Source organism: Streptomyces sp. NPDC001219, assembly GCF_053597915.1.
Window position 1 is genome coordinate 163,622 of record NZ_JBSFJF010000004.1, and the last position, 21,773, is coordinate 185,394.

Consider the following 21,773-nt stretch of genomic DNA (forward strand, 5'->3'; position numbering starts at 1 on the left):
CGCACACCGCCGCCCCGGCCATCATGGAACTGGCCACCCTGCCGGACCCACCCCGACGGCTGATCGTCGGCAGCCAGTCCTTCGACCACGTCCTGCAGATGAACCAGTCCCAAACAGCCCTGTACCGCACCTGGGAACACCTCAGCCGCACCGCCCCGGGCTGACCGACGCCGCGCCACGGCGTGACGGCGCGCGTGCGCAGGAGGCGAGCCGATCAGCTTCCGCAGGCGCAGGCCGCGGCGGGGGCCTCCTCGGTCGGTCGGCCGGCGCAGCAGGCGTCGCCGGTCGTGGCCGCGTCGGGGTCGGCGCTCTTGCCGAGCGTGTCGGTGTCGGCCTTGACGACGTAGACCTCCCACGGTTCCCGGCCGGGGCCGTGCACCCAGACCTTGTCCTGGAGGGCGTAGCAGCACGAGGTGTCGTTCTCCTCGAACGTGGCGAGGCCCGCGTTCTTGAGCCGGTCGGCTGCGGCCGCGACGTGGTCAGTCGACTCGACCTCCACGCCGAGGTGGTCGAGGCGGGTCTCCTGTCCCGGCTCCCCCTCGATCAGTACGAGTTTGAGCGGCGGCTCGGCGATGGCGAAGTTGGCGTAGCCCTCGCGTCGCTTGGCCGGCTCGGTGCCGAACAGCTTCGAGTAGAAGGAGATCGACGCTTCGAGGTCGCTGACGCGCAGGGCGAGCTGTGCACGTGACATGGCCAGACTCCGATCGGCTTGCATTGATGCCTATCGATTCAAGGTTGCCTCCTGATTCGAGAAGCGTCAACATAGAGGAATGTCGAATCAAGAGCTTGAGATCCTCGGGCAGAGCGACCAGGACGATGCCTGCTGCCCCGGCCTCCTGTCGGCACCGCTCGACGAGGACCAGGCCACAGAACTGGCGAAGGTGTTCAAGGCGCTGGGCGACCCGGTGCGACTCCGCCTGCTGTCGATGATCGCCTCGCGCGCCGGGGGCGAGGTCTGCGTCTGCGATCTGACCCCGGCGTTCGACCTGTCGCAGCCGACGATCTCCCATCACCTCAAGCTGCTTCGGCAAGCCGGCCTCATCGACTGCGAGCGGCGCGGCACATGGGTCTACTACTGGCTGCTGCCCGAGATGACGGACCGCCTCGCGGGCATCCTGGCCCGCCCCGCCGGACAGCCGCTGCCCGCTCCCGCCGAGGCCGCCGGGGTCACCGCGTGAGCGCCGCGCCCGAGAAGGCGGTCGCGGGCCGCCTGTCGTTCCTCGACCGCTACCTCGCCGTGTGGATTCTCACCGCGATGGCCCTCGGTCTCGGCCTCGGCCGCGTCGTCCCCGGCCTCGGGACCGCGCTCGCCGAGGTCACCATCACCGGGGTGTCCCTCCCCATCGCGCTCGGCCTGCTCGTGATGATGTACCCGGTCCTCGCCAAGGTCCGCTACGACCGGCTCGGCACCGTCACCCGTGACCGCCGACTGCTGCTGCCCTCCCTGCTGCTGAACTGGATCGCCGGGCCGGCGCTCATGTTCGCGCTGGCGTGGCTGCTCCTTCCCGACCTGCCCGAGTACCGCACGGGCCTGATCGTCGTCGGCTTGGCCCGCTGTATCGCCATGGTCGTCATCTGGAACGACCTCGCGTGCGGCGACCGCGAGGCCGCCGCCGTCCTGGTGGCGCTGAACTCCGTCTTCCAGGTCATCGCGTTCGCGGCCCTCGGCTGGTTCTACCTCTCCGTGCTGCCCGGGTGGCTGGGCCTGGAACAGTCCGGCCTCGACGTCTCCGTGTGGGAGATCGCCCGCAGTGTGCTGATCTTCCTCGGCATCCCGCTGGCCGCCGGCTACCTCACCCGCAGGATCGGAGAAAGGGCCAGGGGGCGCGCCTGGTACGAGTCCGAACTGATCCCGCGCCTCGGCCCGTTCGCCCTGTACGGCCTGCTCTTCACGATCGTCGTTCTCTTCGCGCTGCAAGGCGACGCGATCACCTCGCAACCGCTCGACGTAGCCCGCATCGCGCTGCCGCTGCTCATCTACTTCACCCTGATGTGGGCGGGCTCCATGGCACTCGGACGTTCCGTCGGGCTCACCTACTCCCGTGCGACGACGCTCGCTTTCACGGCCGCCGGCAACAACTTCGAGCTGGCCATCGCGGTGGCCATCGCCACGTTCGGCGCCACCTCCGGCCAGGCCCTCGCGGGCGTGGTCGGCCCGCTCATCGAGGTACCGGTGCTGATCGGCCTCGTCCATGTCGCGCTGTACGCCCGCCGCTTCTTCACCACCCCCGCACCCCTCACCGAGGAGGCCCCCGCCCATGTCTGACGCCTCCCCGCCCTCCGTGCTCTTCGTCTGCGTCCACAACGCGGGCCGCTCGCAGATGGCCGCCGCGTTCCTCACACACCTCGGGGGCGACCGCGTCCAGGTACGGTCCGCCGGCTCCGCCCCCGCCGACGCCGTGAACCCGTCCGTCGTGGCAGCGATGGCCGAGGTGGGCATCGACGTCTCGGCCGAGGTGCCCAAGGTGCTCACCGTCGAGGCCGTGCAGGCGTCCGACGTCGTCATCACGATGGGCTGCGGCGACACCTGCCCCGTCCTCCCCGGAAAGCGGTACCTCGACTGGCAGTTGGCCGACCCCGCCGGACAGGGCGTCGAGGCCGTGCGCCCCCTCCGTGACGACATCGAACAGCGGATTCGCGGACTGCTCGACGAGATCGCCCCTGAGGGACAGGCATGAGCAGGCCGCCAGGCCGCCGACGCCGGAGCGTCTACGACTCACGCTCTACTCGCCACTCAGCAGGGGCTTGGCGACCCCGCGGACAGGCGCGGTGCGGGACGCCGGCGACAGGTCCCGCGGACACCGCAGCTCCGGCGACCGCGCTGCGCAGGCTCGGCGAACCACACACCTGCATGGCGAACGGCCAGAAAGGTGAACCTGGTCAGCCTGAAGGCAGGAAAAGCACCGGGCAACGCAGAGGGGAGGTCTGATGGTGGGCGATCCACTCTGACGGTCGGTTCGGCGCAGACCTGCCCGGATGCTGCCGAAAGGCCGCCCCCTCCGCACCGGCAAACATCCGAGGAGCAGGAACGACGATGGCACCCGACCCGACAATCGCCCAGGTGACCATGACCCTCGCTGCGCTTGCAGCCACCGGGGCCACCCCGCGTCCGTCCGGGGAAACCCTGGAGCAGCAGACCAGACGAATCATCACCGGCATCGACGCGCAGCTGAGCGATCCCACCCTGGCGACGCAGGACGAGTGGGAGCTGGTGTGGCTCGCGCTGAGCGAGGCCAACGCCAATATGGCCTACCTCGTACGGAGCACCAACGGCTCGAACGAGTTCGCCGTGGTCGCTCGCGGAACGGACGCCGATTGGACCGACATTCTCGAGGACCTCGAGGTCGGCACGGTCGTCCCGTTCCCCGAAAGCGGATCGCCGAAGCCCATCTACGTTTCCAAGGGGGCAAAGGACGCGTTCACACGAGTGGTCACCGCCCGCTCGATCGCCTCTCCCTCCCCGAACGCCACGCTCGCTCAGGCGCTCTCCGTCGCGCTCAAGGCGGCGCCCTCCTCGCCGCAGCCGACCGTCTATCTGACCGGCCACAGCCTGGGCGGTTGCATCGCCAGCATGCTCGCGCCGCACCTACAGGCACAGACCTGGACGAACCAGCCGAAGTTCGCGGTGATGACCTATGCCGCTCCCACCGCCGGCGTGCAGAGCTTCGTCGACTACTTCGACTCCGTGCCGTGGGTCGCCGACGAGCGCCAGAACAACGCCTACGACCTGGTACCGCACGCGTGGGCCGATCTCGACACCACCGCCGACTGGTACCCGAGCCCGGGACCGCAGGCGACCGAAGAAGTGAAGCTGCTCATCGGGAAGATCGCCAGGCGCACCAACGGCAACGTCTACGTCCAGCCCGGCACGCTCTGCCTGATGAACACCGGATACACGAGCTTTTCCGAGAAGCTGGTCAACAAGACCACCCAGGACTTCCTCGGCCAGATCGCCTACCAGCACGCCAACTCCACCTACCTGGACCTGGTGGGGGCGCCTGACGTGCCTTCCCCGCCGGTGGTGACCGACCTGAGCCCCACCTTCGGCGCAGCAGGCGACACGGTGACGATCAATGGCAGGTATTTCAGTCCGGACAGCATGGTCGACTTCGGCCGCTTCGCCTGCGCCGAGGAGGACATCGACATCGACCCTTCCGGCCTAAAGATCACCGCCAAGGTCCCCAACGGAACGGGCGTCGTCCACGTCCGCGTCACCAACACCCTCGGCACCTCCCCGGCCATCGCGATGTCGCAGTTCGCCTATGGCGGACCCGCACCTGTAGTGGTCAGTTCGGTCAGCCCGACCAGTGGAAAGGTCGGCACCCCGGTCACCATCAACGGCGAGGGCTTCGCCCAGGGCGCCACCGTGCACTTCAAGGACAAGGCATCCGACTCGGTCGAGTTCGTCTCCACCGGCCAGGTCATCGCCACCGCGCCCGATCTGTTCGACGTCCACCAGACGGTGAACATCACCGTGACGGTCGGCAAGGCCACCTCCCCCACCAGCCCGGACGACGAGTTCACCTACACCGGACGCTAGGGCGTGTCCGCAAAGTCCCGTTCCTGGGCAGCCCTGCCTGGCGGTTGTGCGAGATGGGCGTCTTGACCGCTCGTACGCTCCTCACCCGAAGGCCGGTGGCAGAGCGGACCGTTTCCACTGGGAGGAGGCGTTGGAGCTGCTTGCTCCGGAGGTGTCGGGGCGAGCGTGATCACCGTTGTCCGGTTCCCGCTGCGCAGCGGCCCTGGCCGGCAGGGCGGTGGTGCCGTGGCTGGCGCGTTCGGCCTGGTGGGCAACTCCCCTTTCGGTAAGGCGAATTCGTACACACGAGGCAGGCGTGGTGCAGGCCACGAAGAATGCGTCGCGCGATCCGCATGGAGCGGGTGACGGGAATCGAACCCGCGCTCTGAGCTTGGGAATCAGGGGGCGTCGGGCCCCCAATGGCTTCCTGACGAGCGAAGACATCGCAACTGGCGTAGGGGGTGCCCGGTTGAATCCCTGCCCCTGGTTGACCGTTGTTCACCGGTCCATCTGGCACGGCACTGGCACGTCAGCGATGCGGGCTTCGGATCGCAGCATTCTTCCGGGTCAACAAGATCAACGGTGAGGGCTCGGGCAGCGGCCTCACGGTGAAGTCGATTACCGTGAGCGAGTAGTCGAACCGGACCGTGTAGTGACCTGTAGTGAGGGGTCCGCGAACATCGCGGGCCCCTGCTTTCTGATGGACCTGGAGACTGTGCGTGCCCATAGAGATGACTGATTGCTGGTTCGCGTACCGGCACAAGGACGTACTCTCCGAATTCACCTACTCCCTGAAGCCGGGTAGCACGGTTCTCCTGGGGCCGAACGGCGCAGGCAAGTCGACGTTGCTGTCCTTGGCGGCGTCCGTACGTCGCCCCCAGCGGGGCACCATCACCCACTGCGGAGTGCCGGCCACGAGCCGCGACTACCGGCGAAAAGTCGCCTGGATGCCGCAGAACATCACTGCCATGCCGGGCCTGACCGCCCGTGAGCAAGTTGCCTTCGTCGGCTGGACCAAGGGAATGAACCGAACCGACGCGTGGTCCAAGGCAGCCGTTGCACTGCGGCAAGTCGACCTTTCCGACAAGCAGAGCGTCAAGACCAAGACGCTCTCCGGCGGGCAGCTGCGTCGCGTCGGTGTCGCCCAGGCGCTGGTCCATGACGCTGAAGTCCTCCTGCTCGACGAACCCACAGCGGGGATGGACCCCAGACAACGTCGCTTATTCCGCGATGTCTTGGCCCAGCTCCCCTCAGGCGTAGCCGTCCTGCTGTCCACGCACGATGTGGCGGACCTTGCCGAGGAATCCGACAACGTCACCGTGCTGGACGGCGGAAAGCTCGTCTACGACGGAGACACCAGCGGCTTCCTCGCCCATGCCCCGCACGACACCACGCCGGCGCGCCGGGCGGAAGCCGCCTACAGCATGCTGTCGGGGAGCGACTCATGAATCTGAAGGCTCTGCTGCGCAGCTCCAGTGCCACCTTCCTCGCCGCGCCGGTACTTGTATTCACCTTCTTCGTGGCCTGTTCCGGCGGAAGCCTTGCTCAATACGACAACAGGCATCCCCCAACAGTGTCGGCGGCTGCCTTTCAGGCTCTGGTTCTCGCCGCCTCGGCCGCAGCCGGGTGTGGCGCGTGGGAAGCCGGACGGCTGCGGCAGAGCGGCATCTGGGACATGGCGCCATGGCGCAGCAGATACCGCATCGCGGCACAACGCCTGAGCCTGCCGGTGGCGTTGGGCGTCGGGGTGATGGCGGTGACGACCGTGATGCGATTCGTGCAGGCATCGGTTTTCCCGGATGCGGCGTCCCTGCCGGCCGTCGCAGTCGGGCTGCTGCTGCCCGTCCCCTACGCGGTGATTGGTTTCGCGATCGGGAACGTGTCCCGTTCTCCTGTGGTCTGCGCGCCGCTGGTGATGGCCGGGACGTGGTTCTTCATCGGCTACGCGGGAAACAACTCGACCGACATTCCCGGCACTCTGTGGCTGCGCCACGCAGCGGCCTACACCATGAGTTCGCCGGAGATCGATCAGGTCATATCACCTGCCGGCCTGCTGGTTCCCGTGATGTTCACGTGCACGGTGGCCGGCTCCGCGATGCTGCTGTGGGGCCCGTGGCGGTCTGCGGTCCGCATCACCCTGGCCGGCCTGGTGGCCGTGGCAGGTCTCGCCGCCTCCTGTGCGGTGACATCCGGCTGGGGATACCGCACCCCGATGATCACCTCTGCCCTGGCCGGGAAATGCAGCACCCGAGCCGGCGTCAACGTATGTGTCCCCGAGCTGTATCAGGACATGCTGCCGAGGGTGCGGACGACGGCGGGTCCGATCGTTGAGCGTCTGCACCGAGCGGGGGTGCCGGCGCCGGAAAGGGTCACCTACACGCGTCTTGAACCCGGCGTGGGCACGGGAGTGTGGCGCATCTGGTTCCTGCCCAGGACCAGCACGGACGAGCTTGCCGAAAGCGTGGCGCATGCTCCGCTCAGCGACGCGGAATGGTCGTGCTTGGGCCGCAAGGACTTCAGGCAGGCCGACGTCCTGGAGCGGTGGCTGCGCTCGACTGCCGGCCTTGAGGCCGGCGATTCCGTATCCGGCCGTGAAACCGGTGCCGCCGTGAAGAAGATCATGCGGCTCCCGGTGGGTGAGCAGGCCGCTTGGTTCGCCGAGGCGCAAGCCCGGGCCCGCAGCTGCGGGAAGGCCGGCTGATGTACTGGTGGATCAGGGCTCGACGTGCGCACATCAACATTCCGGTGGGGCTTGCCGTCTTCGCCGTGCTCGTATGGCTCTTCCGCGACCGGCTCGCGGCCATGCCGTCGCTGGCCGGTGGCAACGAAGTGCAGTTGATGTTGCTCGCACCTTTGTCGGTGTGTGCGGCCGTCATCGCGACGCTCTCTGCTCGGGTTCGCGAGGTGGAAAGCGCGGGCATCCGTCCGTTTGCGCGCATGGACGCCGTACTGGTCATCCTCGTCGTAGCGGCTGCCGTTGGCATTGGCTACGGCTTCTCCTGGTGCTCGGAGAGCGGTCGCTGGTCATCCCCCTTGCATGGATCTTGCTGGTCGTTGTTGAGGGCTATGACGGTCTCGGCCACCCCCATGCGTGGGCACTTCTCCCCGCGCCGGGGACGGATCTCCCCGTGCTGGCCGTGACCGCAGTGGTTTTCCTGACAGGGGTATTGCTGTCCTCGCGTGTAAAGAGCTGAACCGCACAGCGGACTCGGCTCGTTACCGGAAGCGTTTTCGCCCTGGAGCGCCAGGCAGCCACACTCCAGGGCGCCATACCGGACTGCCCGGCCATCGACATGGCACCGCGGTTCCGACGGTCGCGCTTCCCGCTCATCCTGGAGGACCCGGACCTCAACGAGGCCGCGGCCCCACCCGTCCACGCCTGGCGTGTGCCGAGCGGTGACGTCCATCGACGCCCAGCGCTCGGACCTTGAGCCAGTGGCAGAAATCCGCGAGCGGACCGGACGCCCTCGTGCCCGCCGCCCGTGTGAAGGCGGGCAGGAAGCCTCTGGTGCGGATCTGGTGCAGGACGCTTCAACCGGGCCGGCCAACAAAAAGGCCCAGGTCCCCGACCTGGGCCTCAACTATGGAGCGGGTGACGGGAATCGAACCCGCGCTCTGAGCTTGGGGATCAGGGGGTTTTCGGGTGCCCAATGCCCCTCTGAACAGCGAAGACGCAGTATCTGGGACGGGTGGAGCAAGCTGCTCTCTGCCCCTTGTTGACCGTGGTTTACCGGTCTCTCTGGCACGACACTGGCACGGTGGGCGTAGCGGCCGCGGAACGCGAGCATTCCTTGCAGGTGCTGGCCCGGTGCCTGCCACGGGCGCTGCTGTTGGCCCTACGTGGGTTGCACGCGTGAAGGAAGCACGTCTGTCTGGTGGAGGCGCGACACACAGCCCCAGATCCCAGCGGGCGGAGAGGACGGATTCCTGCCCGCTAGGCACTGGCACTCCGGCACGATGGCCTGCGTGACATATGTGGTGAGCATGGACACATGCCTTCCGGACGGCTCAGCTGAACTGGACGCTCTGCAGAGAGAGGGCGTCCTCTTCCTGCTCCGAAAGGGCATCGATGCGATCGAGGCTGTCGAGGGCCCCGATGGCGTGGAGGTCGAGATCTTCGATTCCATCTTGGCGGCTCACCCAGGTGGCGCTCTGCTGAAGCTGTTTGTGGAAGCGCCGGACCTGGAGACCGCCGAGGAGGCCGTACGGGAGGCCACTGGCGAGATCTTGGAGCAGTCGGAGCTGCTCAGCGAGTGGCAGATCACCAAGTGCGAAGTTGAGCTGCACCCGGACATCGCTCAGCAGAGCCTGGATGCCGCGGATGGCCCGGACGTGCCGCCCGCTGATCCTGCGGCGCGCGCGGCTCGACATGCGGAGGCGAGGGCTGAAGCCGCCACTGCCGGGAAACTCACCGACGAAGAGGTCGAATCGATGCGCGCCAAGGTCCGCGCAATGGCGCCTCGCCTTACCGCGTTCGGCCTCGACTCGTTCGGCTGGCACGAAGACGACGAAGAGTGCGACGTCGTGGGAAGCCTTCGCTGATGAATCCGTGCCGGATCCGTGGCGCGGGCAGGGAGGAGGCCGACGAACGGCCGGTCGCCACCGTCGCGGAGGTCTTCGACCTCGCCGACGTGATCGGGCTGCGCTGGCGGCTGATGATCCTCCTTGGCGCCTTCGCCTCGATGCGTCCGGAGGAACTGGCGGAGCTGCGTCGCAAGGACGTCGACCTGGACGAGGAATCGGTCTGGGTCAAGCGTGCCGCGCCGGAGCGGACCACGGGCAAACGGGTCATCGGCGATCCCAAGTCCCGCTCTGGCAAACGGGAGATCGTGCTGCCGCCATTCGTGCTGACCGATCTGCGGCAGCACCTGGACTGGTTCGCCGAGCCGGGGCCGGAGGGACTGGTCTTCGTCGGGGAGCGCGGGGCGCCCTTCCGCCGGTCCACCTTCGGGCGCAACCAGCACCTCTGAGGCACCAGAGGCGTCGACCGAGCTGGCCGAGCGGTAAAGAGGCTGATCGGTGACCTGGGCCGGGCCGACGAGGAGTCGGCCCGGCCTTTGCCGTACCCATTTCTCGTCCGCCCTCGATCGAAGGCGGTCTTGGGCCGGCGTCTCTTTCCCTGTATGTACTGACACGAGAGCCGAACTGGCCAGTGGCAAGTTCATTCGGAGGGGGACTCATGGCGATCAAGATCCTGCCTGTGGCGGAGACACAAGCCGAGTTAATCGATGCGGCCGTGGCCTTGGGCGACCGCTACACCAAGACGCTCGGGTTGCTCACGCCACCCGCGTACCGCAAGCACGCGAGCGACGACGGGCTGCTCGTTGCGGTCGACGAGGGCGAGGTGGTCGGGTACGCGCTCTTCGGGCTCCCGAAGCGGAGCCCGCACGTCCGGCTCGCGCACCTGTGCATCGCGAAGGAACACCGCGGGAAGGGCGCGGCGCGGCTGCTGGTGGAGGAGATCCGGCGCAGGCACTCGGATCGGCTGGGGATCAAGGCGAAGTGCCGTCGTGACTACGGGCTCAGCGAAATGTGGACGAGCCTGGGCTTCGTTCCGCAAGGGGAAGTGCGTGGGCGCGGACAGGACGGGGAGACCCTGGACGGGTGGTGGCTCGACCACGGTCATCCGGACCTCTTCGCCGACGTGGAAAGCGAAGCGCTCTTGGTCGTGACCGTGGACCACGGCGTGTTCGCCGATCTGCGGGGGCGGTCACCGGCGAGCGAAGCGGCACAGTCACAGGCCCTTGAGGCCGGCTGGTTGGCTGACCTCATCGAAATCGCCTTCACGCCGCAACTTCTGCACGACCTGCGGGCCATCGCCGACACGGCGGAGCGCAAGCATCAGCGGGCTGCCTCCCACGGGTTGCGTCGGGTCACCCCGGACGCAGAGGCGGCGGCATCACGATGTCACGAGTTGCTGGAGGCGGCCCGGACGTCCGAGGTTCACGACCTGCCAGCCGACTCCGAGCTGCTGCCACGCCTGCAGTACGTGGCCGAGACCTCGTGCGCCGGCCTGCAGGTTCTTGTCACCCGGGATCCACTGCTGCTGCAACTGGCTGATGTCGCCTGGAGCGTCGCCAGGGTCAAGGTGGTGGCACCGTCGGCGGTGACGCTGCACGTGGACGAGTTGCGACAGGCGCAGATGTACCGGCCGGCCGACCTCATGGGCACGGAGTTCCGCGCCAGTGAGGTGTCGCCCGGGGCAGAGGCCGAACTCGTCGCATTCTTCGACCAGTCAGGGGACGACAGAGGTTCGGCGTTCGCCAAGCGGCTGCAAGCCTTGGCCGCGGACTCGGTCGTGTGGAACCGCGAACTGCTTCGGGACGGGCAAGGCCGCCCGGTCGCGCTCTACGCATGGGCGATGGACGGGCGCACATTGAATGTGCCGGTGCTGCGGACCGCGACGCACCCCCTGGAAGAGACGCTCACGCGGCAGTTGCTGTTCTCACTGAAACGTCTCGGGCGGGAGTGCGGGGCCCAAGCTGTACGCGTCACTGATGCTTTCCCGTCGCCCGCCACCAAGACAGCCGCAGGTGATGACGGCTTCTTCGAGCACGATGGCGGGCTGGCGTCCCTGCTGGTCGACGTCTGCGGGAGCGCCCAAGAGGCGGCAGCCGTGGCCGGTGAGGCGGCCCGTGGGCTGGGGCGTGAGGAGACGGCACTTGAAGCCGGGTTGCCGGCTGAGGTGGCCGGCTTCGTTGAGCGGGCCTGGTGGCCGGCGAAGGTTATGGACTCCCTGATGCCGTCCTTCCTGGTGCCGATCGAACCCCGCTGGTCCACCGAGCTGTTCAACACTCCTGCGACGCTGCTGCCACGCCCCGATGAACTGGGGATCAGCAGGGAACACGTCTACTACCGTTCCTCCGGGCGCCGTGGTGAGAGCGTCCCGGCACGCCTGCTCTGGTACGTGAGCAAGGGTTCCTCCTACGAAGAGGGCCAAATGGTCATCGGCTGCTCGCAGTTGGACGAGGTGGTGATCGACGCGCCGGATGCCCTGCACTCGAAATTCGAACACCTGGGCGTATATGGTCGGGAGCAGGTACGCGCAATCGCTCGCCGCGATGCTTCAGGCCGTGCGATGGCCTTGAGGTTCTCGGACACCGAGGTCTTTCCGAGGGCAGTGTCGCTCCGGCGATTGAACTCACTGGCCGAAAGCCTGGGACTACAGTTTTCGCTGCAGTCGCTGTCGAAGATCAGCAACAGGCTGTTCCAGGCGGTCTACGAAGAGGGACACCGAAGGACGTGAACGATCTGGACCGCCCGATGCTGCTGTCCGTACACCCCCGCTTCGCCACCGCGATCCTGGCGGGCAGCAAGACGGTCGAGGTGCGCCGACAGCGCGTCGCCGCGCCACCCGGCACCACCGTCGTCCTCTACGCCACCGCCCCCACCATGGCCTTGGTGGGGCTGGCGCGCATCGCGGCAGTCAAGGTCGGCTCCCCGCGGGATGTGTGGCGCGCTCACCGCTCCCAAACAGGTATCAGCCGACGGGAGTTCGACGAGTACATGAGCGGCGCCACCCAGGCCAGCGGACTGACCCTCGAAGAGCCGCAGCCGTTCGAGGAGCCGGTGCTGCTCAGCGCTCTGCGTGCCGCTGGGACCTTCCATCCGCCGCAGAGCTACCGGTACCTCAAGGGCGAAGCGCTGAGGCAGGTAGCTGAAGCCTCGCCGTCCGCGGGTACCGTACTCAGCGGAATCCTGGGAGTCCCCGTGCCGGCGTAGGCGGGAGCGTCGGGCTGACGATTCGTCGTCCCGGATCTAGTAGTGCTTCATTGGGTTCTGGGTCTGCTCTTGGCGAGGGGTAGCCGCAGGTGGTGCAGATGCCGGTCCAGCACTTCAGCAGGTCTGAAAGACGTCGAGGGCTTGGTAGAGAGTCAGGCCGGCATCTGGGCTTTTGGGTCGAGCAGCCTGAGGGTGAGAGAGCCTGGGCGGTGGTGACGAGGATGGCGTGGAGATGCCAACCCCGCCAAGTGCGGCCTTCGAAGTGGTTCAGGCTCAGACCGTGCTTGAGTTCGCGGTAGTCTTTCGATGTGCCAGAGCGTCTTCGCCCGCCGGACCCTCGCCTCGGACAGTCGCTGCAGGCCCATCGCGTTCTTCCTGACCTGGCCAGCCGCGTCACTAACCTCCCCGGCCTCCTCGGCGATGCCGCGCAGCAGACTCCCGACGCCCTCCGCCGCGATACAGAGCCGCCCCTCCCGGCTCGTGACCACGTCCCATAACGCCCTGCTGACCGGACCACTCACACCGACCACTCCCCAACCGATTCCGCTGCCACGCACGGGTACTCGCAGCCGGCCAAGGACGCGCCTTGCGCCGGCGCTCTCACCGTGTGACTGGGCTCCGTAACGTATCGGTTCCTGGGGTCCGCCTACCGCCAACAGGGACTTCAGCGTCCTCGAGGACGAGACGCCGCCGTCAGGCCACGCGGCGGTGCGGCTTCGAAGAGCGCTCGCCTGCCACCCGCGCGACACGCTCACCGGATGTCCGATTTGCTTAGTGTCACGTCCAGGTCTCTGGTCCGGGCCGCCATGTCTCCCCGTGCGTGCGTCCACCGGGCCGGAGACCCAGCTGACCAACGACCCAAACCCGTATGGGCCTTCCGTATCGCCCCGTACACCGCTGCCGCTACGTTCGCGGTGCGGCCCGGTCACGGCTGTTGGGCTGCGGCGCACCGACCCGGACAGGGGTGCGCCGCGGCCAAGCTCCTCAAGGAAGCGCTCCTGGCCGAGGCGGTGAAGAAGCCGCGCCAGGTCGGCGGCGAGGTGCGCAACGGTATTCCTATCAGGCGCAGAGAGCTCGTTCTTGCAACTCCGGGTTCAGGTCCTCCAGCGGTTGGTGCGGCTGAGAGCGCAGATGTCCGCTGCAGCCCGGCCCGGGTGCCGCGTATGCGGCAGGAGTTGAAATGGTTAAGGCCTGCTGCGACCCGGTGACGAGATTGCCGTCGACCTGCGCACCCGGATTTCAGAAGCTGCGGCCAGCGGCCTGGCGGGATCGGAATCCGGCTGATCAATGGCTGAATCGCCAGCCCCCGAGTTGCCTTCGGTCTGCATCGTGAGAGGCACTGCGAGATGCATCGCCTATGTGAACTGCATGTTCGTCACCGTCTCTGGATGCCGCGTGGGTCCTGGCTGCGGCACGCAGCGCCACTTCGCGTCAACGCAGTGTTGATATTGTCGGTATGGAAGCGGGCTTAGGGGGGAGAGTGCGAGGGTGTCGTCGAAGACGTCTGTCGATCCGGGGGAATTGCGTGCCGCGGCTCACGCGGAGGACTCGATCTCCCAGGACATGGCGGACAAGAACCGCAAGGCGATCAGTACGACCAAGGACGCGGGGGCGTTGCTCAGGGGCTGGTCGTTGTCGGAGGCATTGCTGACTGTGGCCGATACCTGGGGGCCGGCGCTTGACGGCATGCGCCAGCGTGCCGCAACGGGCGCCTCCAATCTCAGGATCTGTGCCGACGGGCACGAATGGAATGACGCCGCGGCGTCCGAGGACTTTGAGGCGACGGGTGCCCAGGCCCAGTCGGCGCCGCAAACCATGTCCGCATTCGGTGGACCAGGGGGCGTTGGTTCGGAGGGCCGGCACGCGATGCCGGGTTCCGGGTTGCTGCGCGACAGTCTCCAACCCGACTCCACGATCGGCGGTCCCGGAGCAGTCGGGTCCGAAGGCCGGCACGCCACGCCTGGTGCCGCGTCGCTGCGCGACAGCCTCTCCGGTGACGCCGGTGCTGGTGGCCCTGGAGCAGTCGGGTCCGAAGGGACATCACCGGTGGCAAACCCTGCGTTTGTTGACCGTGGGGACGCTTCGCGTCCCGGTCGCGATGCCGGCGCGGAATGGACCACCGACGAGATGCAAAACGCCAAGCCAATGCGGGCGTCGACCGGGGATTCCCCCTTCGGGTGAGGATCGACTGACGGCGACAACCGTTCCAACGGGGGAGCATCAAGGAATTGACCAGTTATTACCTGCGACTGCTGAAGCAGGACTTCTCGGACTGCGATGAGGCAACAACCGCGTGGCATCGGCTGTCCACGCACATGGACGAGCTCAACAACCAGCACCGAGCAAAGGTAACCGGGCCGCTCCACGCGCACTGGTCCGGGGATGACGCCGACAGCGCGCTTTTCTACTTGGAAGACCTGGAAAGCCGGTTCGGCATCGTTCGCACTGAAGCGATGGCTATATCCGAAACGATCAGAGAAGCGGCGTCTGAGATGCTCGCTGCGCAGATTCACTTGCGCAGTACGGTCAAGGAATGCGAGGGCGAGGGCCTGTGGGTGGACGGCGGGGGAACTGTTCGCCCGCCCCAGGGGCCTGTATTTCCAGGTGAGGGCGAGAACGGCAAGTCGGAGTCGTTCGGCACGATACTGTCTTACCAACAAGAGATAAATCGTTGCGTGAATCGGGCGCGGGAGGCGAGTGATGAGGCGGCCAAGGCGTTGGGGCGCCTGAGCGGCGACATTCTGTCAGGCGATATCTCTGATCGGGCGGGAGAGGCGCGCGAGGATGTCAAGCAGGTTTCCAAGGACCTGCATACCGATATCGGCAAGCCTCACCCGCCGAGTGATCCCAAGGCTGCCGCAGAGTGGTGGAAACTCTTGCCGGAGGACATGCGAGAGTCGTACACCGCTCTGCACCCGGAGATCGTTGGCCGAACCGACGGGCTGCCGTCCACCACCCGTGACGACGCCAACCGCCTCGCCCTGGAGCAAGAGCTGGGCGCGATGGAGAACTACAAGTACCACGACAAGTACTCAACCGACGAGTACAACCAGCGGCTCAACAACCTGCAAATGCTGCAGACGGAACTGGACAAGCGCGACGGCGTCACCGGGGAAAAGCAGCTCTATGTTCTCGGCTTCGACTCCGAAGGTGACGGAAAGGCCATCTTGGCGATGGGTAATCCGGACACCGCAGACAACGTCGGCGTCCAGGTACCCGGCACAGCCACGACGATGGAATCCACCGGTGGACAGCTGCAACGAGTGGATGCGCTACGGCGGTCGGCCGAGAGTGCGGATCCATCGGCGAAGACGTCCATGGTCTACTGGCTCGGCTACGACGCTCCCGAGATCCCTGTCTCCGAGGCACAAAACTTGGACGTCGCCGGCACAGGCCGTGCCGACGACGCAGCACCGACTTTGCGGAACTTCACGCACGGGCTACGAGCCTCGCACGAGGGCGATGAGCGGGCCAACATGACCGTGATCGGTCACAGCTACGGCTCCACGGTGGTTGGAGCTGCTGCCGCACACAACGGTGGTCTGAACGTGGACAACATTGCCGTTGTCGGTAGCCCGGGTATGACGGTGGACAAGGCGGAGCAACTCAATATTGACCCCGACCACGTCTATGCCGGACAAGCCCAGGATGATGACATCAAATATGCGGGAGGGCTCTCTTTGGGCCCAGACCCTGCAGTACCGGGAGGGGGCTTCGGGGCGCACCGATTCAAGGTGGACACTGAAGGACATAGTGGCTACTGGGACGAATCCGAGTCCGGCCCGAGCGAGAGCCTCAAAAACCAGGGCAGGATCATTTCAGGTCAATCCCCCAGCGCAGGCCCCAAGCCACCCCATATGGAACCTGTTCCAACGCCGCCTGGTCCTCGACCAATTTTCTAGGGAGAGGAACATTCGTACCTCCAAGCGATTCTCACGACCCCGATCGGCTCTACCCTTCTGTCTGATTTCCCTGGCCGTCTTCTTCACCGGAGCCTGCATGTCCCCGCCACCGAGCGAAGATGTCAACAAGCCGCTGCCACGCAAGAGCCGCCAGGACTCTCTGGCATGGGCAAAGCAGTACACCTCGGCGATGGCTCACTACGCCGAGGTGGAAATCGGCCATCAATTTGGCCCGTTGGAGAACTTCGGAGATTGCGTCGGGAAGCACGACGAGGTGGCCGATGATGGCAGGTACAGGCTCACATACACGGTGTACGCCAAGCTTCCCCGAGACCAGCACATCGCCGCGGCCCGTAAGTTGCGTATGGCGCTGAAGGAGCACGGGGTGGAGATCACCGACTTCACCGAGCGGCCGGAAAAGCCCGAGGTCATCATGTACGCCAGACATCCTCGCGAGAAGTTCTTCGTGGTGGCAGACACTGTCAAGCCCCCAAACACCCTCCGACTGGAGGTCAGCACACCTTGCTTCCTCCCGCCCGGAGCCAAACAGCAGAAGTTCTGACCAGCTTCACAGCGGCGCCGCGACTGGGTAACCGCTCACCGGATCCGTGCGGCAGGCACCTGCGCCCAGCAGACCGACCGCCCATACGCCGATCAGCGGTGCACCCCAGCGGGAAGGCCCAGTACGACACAGGCCCACGGCGAACAGCAGCGACAGCAAGCCCGTGAAGAGGAAGTTGACGGTCTGCGCCCACCCTGCGCGGCCAAGGGTGAGCACACTGACGGGATGGTGGAACGGCTTGTAGTCCACACGGCTGGCGCCTTCCAATAGGTACGCGACGGTGAAGAGCGGGCCGACGACCATCCCGCAGGCAAGCAGCGTTTGGTTACCCCTCATGTCAATCTAGGTTGACGCAGCCGGTGGCTTACGTATGCAGGGGGCGGTCGCGATGTTCGGTGAAGCGCTCAACCGCAGGCGGTGCAGCAGTGCCTCAGCTGCGGCAATGCCGGCTATTTGCGACTGCATCGCTGCAGGTAATCCGGTGGAGCCTGATGCAGATCACATGGATCACGTCTCGCGATTCGAGATGACGGCCGATCAAGTCGCTCTGGGAGGGTGCGCGAGCGCCAATTCGGCGCAGTAGCTGGTGCGTTATGGCACGCGGCTGGCACGCGCTCCAAAAATGGTCTAGACAACGAACAAGCCCCAGGTCCCTGACCTGGGGCTTCCATATGGAGCGGGTGACGGGAATCGAACCCGCGCTCTGAGCTTGGGAATCAACGGCGCGTTGGGCGATGGCGGCGCCCTGAACTGCGACTATCTGGGTACGGGGCCTTGTTGGAGGCAGTCAGTTTGACCGCTGCTGACCCTGGTGTACCGCCCTAAAGGGCTGGGATGGGGCTGGCCCCGATGGGGTGGAGGCGGAGGCCACGTGGCGACGCGGGCTCGGGTGCGGAGAGGCGCAGTGGGTCGGCGCTGGCGCTGAGGTGCGCAGGCGCGAACGCGGCGAGCTACGGGATTAGCAGCCCTTGGTAGACCATGACGGCGTGTGGTCCAATCGCGCAGATTGGCGCTGTGCCGCCGGCGACTGTACTGCGGCCTCGCCGTCGACGGACTCCCTTCTGTGGAACTCACTCACGTCGTGAGCATCAATTTGCCTGGGGCGCTTCGTTGCCGGGCCGCTGCCGTCGCCCGGCAGCCTGCTTGGCTCGCAGTGCGGCGACACGCTCGCCGGGTGTGTACATGCAGTATGGGCACCCGCCAAGCTCCTCAAAGGTCTCCCGAGCACCCAAGTGTCCAAGATGGCAGCGGACAATCTCGGCCCGACGCCCTTCCACACTCCAGAAGAGCGGGATGCTGTCATCGCTTGCCATCGGATCTTCCTCTCAAGGCTGGCCTTGCCGGAGCGTTGCCGGCCACAACGACTGCGCGGCACCGGGCTTGAGGTTAAACCTGAGTCGCCCCAGGTGACTCGCCTTCCGCTGCCTGCGCACTCATGGCTATCTGGGCAGCTTCACAGGTCCACCACTTTGGCCCACGGGCCGGCGGATGTCCGATGAGGTCAAAACGGCGCGGGTGGGAAGCCAAGATGGAGTGCATACTCCAGGAAGCGCCTTTGCTGCGCTTGTCATGGGGCCACGCGGCCGCCACCCGTCGATACCGCCTCAAGGTGCCAGGCGACATTTGGAGAGCGTCAGCAATACCGTCCAGCGCTCTCTCACGCTGAGGCAACGGGGCGTCCACAGGTGCCACTTCCAGGACAAGATCCCCAAGAATGAACTGCAGTTGACTCTCCCGCTTAACCAACTCTCGTCCGCGTCGTATCAACTCTGGTGCAATACTCATCGAATGCTCTCCCGTGAGGCGGTATCTACTCGACCTATGACCTTGACGGGGCGCCCCCCGAAGCGCCCGTATGCGGTATTGCATGTCAACGACTTGGCGTCTTGCGGCTGCGCCGAGAGGTTGAACCCTTCGGCTTAGCCTCGGCGCCCTTCGCGGCAGCTTGCGGCGAAAACCCGGCTGCCTCCAAGAGAGCCATCGCGGCGAAAATATTCTCGCACTCGGTACGCAGTAGCCGCACTGTCGGCAGTTCCTGCGCCTCTGGAGGGAGGATCGCGATCGAACAGTTGTAGATTCGCTGCGCTTGCCTATAGAGGGAGCGGAGCCTGTCGGTCGCGTAGAGGGTGCACTTGTTAGGGTCCACAGTGATTATGTAGGCGCCGTGATGGTAGACCCACCCTTTCTTTTCGCTCTTGCACTTTTTGTCCTTGATCCAAGCCTTGCCGTACTCAAACTGGCCACGGGTATTGCGCCCCATGGCTTGCTTCGTCAGCAGACCAGCTTCGCCGGCGTTTTCGACTCGGTTCCAAATATCCTCTCCAGTGTCGTGCGCCGCTTGGCGGCGGGTTGCCATGATTATTCGCCTTCTTCATCCTCCAGCAAGCGCGCCAGCGCCTTATCCATGTCGGTCTTACCTGTCTTGATCGCCGTCTCGCACCAATCAAGGAACGAGCGGGCCTTAGTGATGTTGTCGAGCACCGCCTCCTTCGTATCTTCCGTGTAATCCTGGCTGTGGATCTGCGGGATAATCCGTTGGAAAGAGACGAAGAACGAGGCGAAACTGCCCAGCAGTTGCAGGATCTCCATAGGGGCGTCCTGGTATGAGACCTTGGTAGGTGCCTCTTCCTCTTCGATCTCTTCTTCCTCGGGAGTGAGTTCCGCTTCCGCCGCGGTCTCCTCATCCACCTGGCGCCAGTGTTCGTACTGAGCCTTGCGCAGGAGGTGCCGTGTGCGCGGATCGGCTACCAACCGATGCGTCAGCTCAGGGCGCTGTTCGAGCATCTCGCCCACGGCTTCGGCGGCGTCCTCATCGCCGCCCAGAAGAGTGCGAGCACGCTCAAAGCGCTCCGTGCGATTTGTTGGCGTGTGAGGCTTCTTGGAGTTGTCCGCGGCCCGGAGTGCCTCGTTGTACGTCCAGTGCCGTTCCTTGGTGAACGGGTCCAGAGGGTCCTTCCGGATCTTAATGAACCGGCTTCGCGTGGCGGCTAGTGCTGCGTGCACGGAAAATGACACGTCAGGGCGCCGCTTCTCTTCCGGCCATTGACTGGCAACGTAGTAGTAGTGGCGCAACGTGTTGGGGTTGATGCCGATCTGGTTTGCGTAGAGTTCGATGACCTCGGTTACCTCTCCATGGCCTCGTTTGTGACCTTGGAGTATATCGATCACCGTATCGCCCAGCTCAAACTGGATCCCCGACTGTCGCTTGACTAGTGCGCGTCCCTTTCGGACGTACTTACTCCACTCCGATTTGCTGTATCCGGCGGGGATAGTCATAACGGTCACTGGAGGACACCTTCTCCCCGCGCCATGAGATGCATCTCGATCATTGTGGGATGGCTGGTAGTGGGATGCATCTGGCGCGCGATGAATGTGCAAGGCCCCTGCAGAGGTCACCCTGCTTTCCCTTTTTAGCTCACTTTACGCTTTCGTCTAACTTTTTTCCTGCGCAAAGACGACCAGTCCGGCCTTTGCTGGTCTACGGCAAAACGCGACCACCAGGCCATGCACCGTTAGCGACTCCTGTATTACTGACCGTGATAGCCGCTCTCGCTGTGGTCACTGCCTTCAGGGGCCGGGATGCCCCTGCTGCTGCCAGCTTCGTTGAGAAACCTTTGGTCCTTGGTGAGGTGCTGGCGCGAGCACGGGCGATATGCCGCGATGTGGAGGAACGACACGTGCCTGTCAGAAGGAGCTGTCACCATGGCCAGCATGGCTGCCAAGAGGTGTGACCGCTGTGATCTGTACATCGGGGAAGGCTGCGACTGCCCAACAGACGGCTCGGCTCCGCGTGCTGACGGCACAGGCGCTTCCCTGCGGGGCGGGCAACAGTGCGTCGCTCCTCCCGACAGGATTCTGATCTCCCCACACGGGGTGGCTCACCTTCCGGACGCGTGCAACCACCATCCGGAACAGAGCCATCGAGATGCAGGGTGGGGATGGATCTCGCAGCCGGCGAAGGGGTTGTGGGAGGACATAGGCCCAGCGCGCCCTGTGCAGGCCACGGAGGGGGAGACGACTCTCGTCGCCCATCGCCGGTGTGGCAGCTGCTTGTCATAGTCCGGAATCAACCATGATCGCCATGTGGTGCTCTTCTGCCAGGGTCTGCGAGATCGTGTCAGGCGGTTATGCGCGATTGTGTCGCGTCCCGTCCCCTTGGTCATATGGCGCTATCCACGTCGCCGGCGCGACGCCCGATCCAGCTATCCACCGCCTCTAGAGGCCCCCGACTTCAGCAGTCACGGGGGGCCTCCCCCGGTGTCACGGATCTGGGGCGGGTGCTCGCGGACCAGGTCGAAGGGCCGACGATCTGTGCGTAACAGCCGACGAATGGCGCCCGCGACCAGCACGGCTTCCTGCGCGTACGGTCGCCATAGGTTGGCGGGCTGCGCCCAAACGGCGGGCGATAGCTCGGGCGGCCCGTCGGGGGCGGAGAATGAGCCGTTGCCGGGTGACCCGCTGTGGGGGCATAGCGATCTCTGCCCAGACGCATTTGCCGGAGGTGGTGTGCTCGGCACCGTGGCAGAGGGACAAGCGGTCGATTAGTGCCATACCGCGCCCGGACTCGTCCTCCGAATTCGCCCAGTGCGGAACAGGGAGGACGAGCGAGCCGTCGTAGACCTCGACGAGGATTCGCCGTCGGCTGAGGTTGGCGGACACTGTGATGGTGAGCATCGCGCCGGTGCCGTGCCGCACCGCGTTGGTGACCAGTTCCGAGGTGATGACGGTCAATGCTGTATCGGAGGACTCGTCGAGGCGGAGCCCCCACTTTTTCACCAGAGCCTGGAGACGGCGACGGCTGATCGGCACCGAGGTCGGATCGCGGACCAGAAGGAAGCTTTGGCTGTGGAGGCGCATGCCGGAGACCCTTCGACGGTTCTTCAGACCGGGGCTTGGGGCGAGGGGAGATCGCTGAGCGGCAGGCCGACGTGATTCACGGGGGATGCCTCCCTCAGCGCGGACGGCTGTGCGTGGGGGTGCCGTATGCCGACCGTTGTCGGTATGACAGCCCTCAGGGGGAGTGCGGCCGGGGAGGTCGCTATCCGGGTGGGCGGTGGTCTACGTCCTT

At 65.7% G+C, this 21,773-nt stretch carries 19 protein-coding genes and 2 pseudogenes; 15 read left to right on the forward strand and 6 right to left on the reverse strand.

Annotated features, from left to right (window positions below):
- Nucleotides 1–23 precede the first annotated feature (23 nt).
- Nucleotides 24–164 (forward strand): hypothetical protein, encoded by a 141-nt coding sequence (locus ACWC9R_RS04205; RefSeq protein WP_450728849.1) that lies wholly within the window; start codon nt 24–26, stop codon nt 162–164.
- 50 nt (nt 165–214) lie between these two features.
- On the opposite strand, the gene ACWC9R_RS04210 is transcribed toward ACWC9R_RS04205, so the two are convergent.
- Nucleotides 215–691 carry an ArsI/CadI family heavy metal resistance metalloenzyme gene (locus ACWC9R_RS04210; RefSeq protein WP_450728850.1) on the reverse strand — a complete coding sequence of 159 codons (477 nt, stop codon included), beginning with the start codon at nt 689–691 and terminating at the stop codon, nt 215–217.
- A gap of 79 nt (nt 692–770) precedes the next feature.
- Here ACWC9R_RS04210 and ACWC9R_RS04215 point away from each other — a divergent pair, with 79 nt between their 5' ends.
- From ACWC9R_RS04215 to ACWC9R_RS04265, 11 genes and pseudogenes are all read left to right on the forward strand, one after another.
- Complete coding sequence (locus ACWC9R_RS04215; RefSeq protein ID WP_450728851.1) at nt 771–1,178, forward strand: ArsR/SmtB family transcription factor; 408 nt, start codon at nt 771–773, stop codon at nt 1,176–1,178.
- A 77-nt stretch (nt 1,179–1,255) separates the two neighbouring features.
- Entirely contained in the window at nt 1,256–2,266 is a 1,011-nt protein-coding gene (arsB, locus tag ACWC9R_RS04220) for an ACR3 family arsenite efflux transporter (RefSeq protein ID WP_450728877.1), read from the forward strand.
- Nucleotides 2,259–2,678 (forward strand): arsenate reductase ArsC, encoded by a 420-nt coding sequence (locus ACWC9R_RS04225; RefSeq protein WP_450728852.1) that lies wholly within the window; start codon nt 2,259–2,261, stop codon nt 2,676–2,678. Before arsB ends, ACWC9R_RS04225 begins: the two co-directional genes overlap by 8 nt.
- 356 nt (nt 2,679–3,034) lie before the next feature.
- Nucleotides 3,035–4,540, forward strand: a complete 1,506-nt coding sequence (locus ACWC9R_RS04230; RefSeq protein WP_450728853.1) for an IPT/TIG domain-containing protein — start codon at nt 3,035–3,037, stop codon at nt 4,538–4,540.
- A gap of 698 nt (nt 4,541–5,238) precedes the next feature.
- The gene (locus tag ACWC9R_RS04235) at nt 5,239–5,967 is read left to right on the forward strand and encodes an ABC transporter ATP-binding protein (RefSeq protein WP_450728854.1); all 729 of its coding nucleotides are present in this window, start codon (nt 5,239–5,241) and stop codon (nt 5,965–5,967) included.
- Nucleotides 5,964–7,220: a DUF7224 domain-containing protein gene (locus ACWC9R_RS04240; protein ID WP_450728855.1), complete on the forward strand. Its 1,257-nt coding sequence runs from the start codon at nt 5,964–5,966 to the stop codon at nt 7,218–7,220. Before ACWC9R_RS04235 ends, ACWC9R_RS04240 begins: the two co-directional genes overlap by 4 nt.
- Nucleotides 7,220–7,660: a hypothetical protein gene (locus ACWC9R_RS04245; RefSeq protein WP_450728856.1), complete on the forward strand. Its 441-nt coding sequence runs from the start codon at nt 7,220–7,222 to the stop codon at nt 7,658–7,660. Before ACWC9R_RS04240 ends, ACWC9R_RS04245 begins: the two co-directional genes overlap by 1 nt.
- An 825-nt stretch (nt 7,661–8,485) precedes the next feature.
- Nucleotides 8,486–9,061 (forward strand): hypothetical protein, encoded by a 576-nt coding sequence (locus tag ACWC9R_RS04250; protein WP_450728857.1) that lies wholly within the window; start codon nt 8,486–8,488, stop codon nt 9,059–9,061.
- A 2-nt stretch (nt 9,062–9,063) separates the two neighbouring features.
- Nucleotides 9,064–9,474: pseudogene (locus tag ACWC9R_RS04255) on the forward strand (tyrosine-type recombinase/integrase); the annotation flags it as partial.
- A 224-nt stretch (nt 9,475–9,698) separates the two neighbouring features.
- Nucleotides 9,699–11,765, forward strand: coding sequence for a GNAT family N-acetyltransferase (locus ACWC9R_RS04260; protein ID WP_450728858.1), 2,067 nt, complete (start codon nt 9,699–9,701; stop codon nt 11,763–11,765).
- Nucleotides 11,762–12,241: an ASCH domain-containing protein gene (locus ACWC9R_RS04265; protein WP_450728859.1), complete on the forward strand. Its 480-nt coding sequence runs from the start codon at nt 11,762–11,764 to the stop codon at nt 12,239–12,241. The genes ACWC9R_RS04260 and ACWC9R_RS04265 overlap by 4 nt, the downstream gene beginning before the upstream one ends.
- Before the next feature lie 139 nt (nt 12,242–12,380).
- Here the strand turns inward: ACWC9R_RS04265 and ACWC9R_RS04270 are convergent.
- Nucleotides 12,381–12,576, reverse strand: a pseudogene (locus ACWC9R_RS04270) (IS701 family transposase); the annotation flags it as partial.
- Between the two features lie 1,153 nt (nt 12,577–13,729).
- Between ACWC9R_RS04270 and ACWC9R_RS04275 the strand changes: the two are divergent.
- The 3 genes from ACWC9R_RS04275 (at nt 13,730) to ACWC9R_RS04285 (ending at nt 16,705) form a co-directional block, all read left to right on the forward strand.
- Entirely contained in the window at nt 13,730–14,422 is a 693-nt protein-coding gene (locus ACWC9R_RS04275; protein ID WP_450728860.1) for a hypothetical protein, read from the forward strand.
- 47 nt (nt 14,423–14,469) lie between these two features.
- Nucleotides 14,470–16,143 carry an alpha/beta hydrolase gene (locus tag ACWC9R_RS04280; RefSeq protein WP_450728861.1) on the forward strand — a complete coding sequence of 558 codons (1,674 nt, stop codon included), beginning with the start codon at nt 14,470–14,472 and terminating at the stop codon, nt 16,141–16,143.
- Nucleotides 16,144–16,333: 190 nt separating this feature from the next.
- Nucleotides 16,334–16,705: a hypothetical protein gene (locus tag ACWC9R_RS04285; RefSeq protein ID WP_450728862.1), complete on the forward strand. Its 372-nt coding sequence runs from the start codon at nt 16,334–16,336 to the stop codon at nt 16,703–16,705.
- A 6-nt stretch (nt 16,706–16,711) separates the two neighbouring features.
- Here the strand turns inward: ACWC9R_RS04285 and ACWC9R_RS04290 are convergent, their stop codons facing one another.
- The 4 genes from ACWC9R_RS04290 to ACWC9R_RS04305 form a co-directional block, all read right to left on the reverse strand.
- The gene (locus ACWC9R_RS04290) at nt 16,712–17,041 is read right to left on the reverse strand and encodes a DUF998 domain-containing protein (RefSeq protein ID WP_450728863.1); all 330 of its coding nucleotides are present in this window, start codon (nt 17,039–17,041) and stop codon (nt 16,712–16,714) included.
- Nucleotides 17,042–18,575: 1,534 nt separating this feature from the next.
- On the reverse strand, nt 18,576–19,061 hold the full coding sequence (locus ACWC9R_RS04295; RefSeq protein ID WP_129295508.1) for a hypothetical protein: 486 nt from the start codon (nt 19,059–19,061) through the stop codon (nt 18,576–18,578).
- Nucleotides 19,062–19,063: 2 nt separating this feature from the next.
- The gene (locus ACWC9R_RS04300) at nt 19,064–19,981 is read right to left on the reverse strand and encodes a DUF6192 family protein (RefSeq protein WP_241721346.1); all 918 of its coding nucleotides are present in this window, start codon (nt 19,979–19,981) and stop codon (nt 19,064–19,066) included.
- Nucleotides 19,982–20,965: 984 nt separating this feature from the next.
- Nucleotides 20,966–21,562, reverse strand: a complete 597-nt coding sequence (locus ACWC9R_RS04305; RefSeq protein WP_450728864.1) for an ATP-binding protein — start codon at nt 21,560–21,562, stop codon at nt 20,966–20,968.
- Nucleotides 21,563–21,773: the final 211 nt, after the last annotated feature.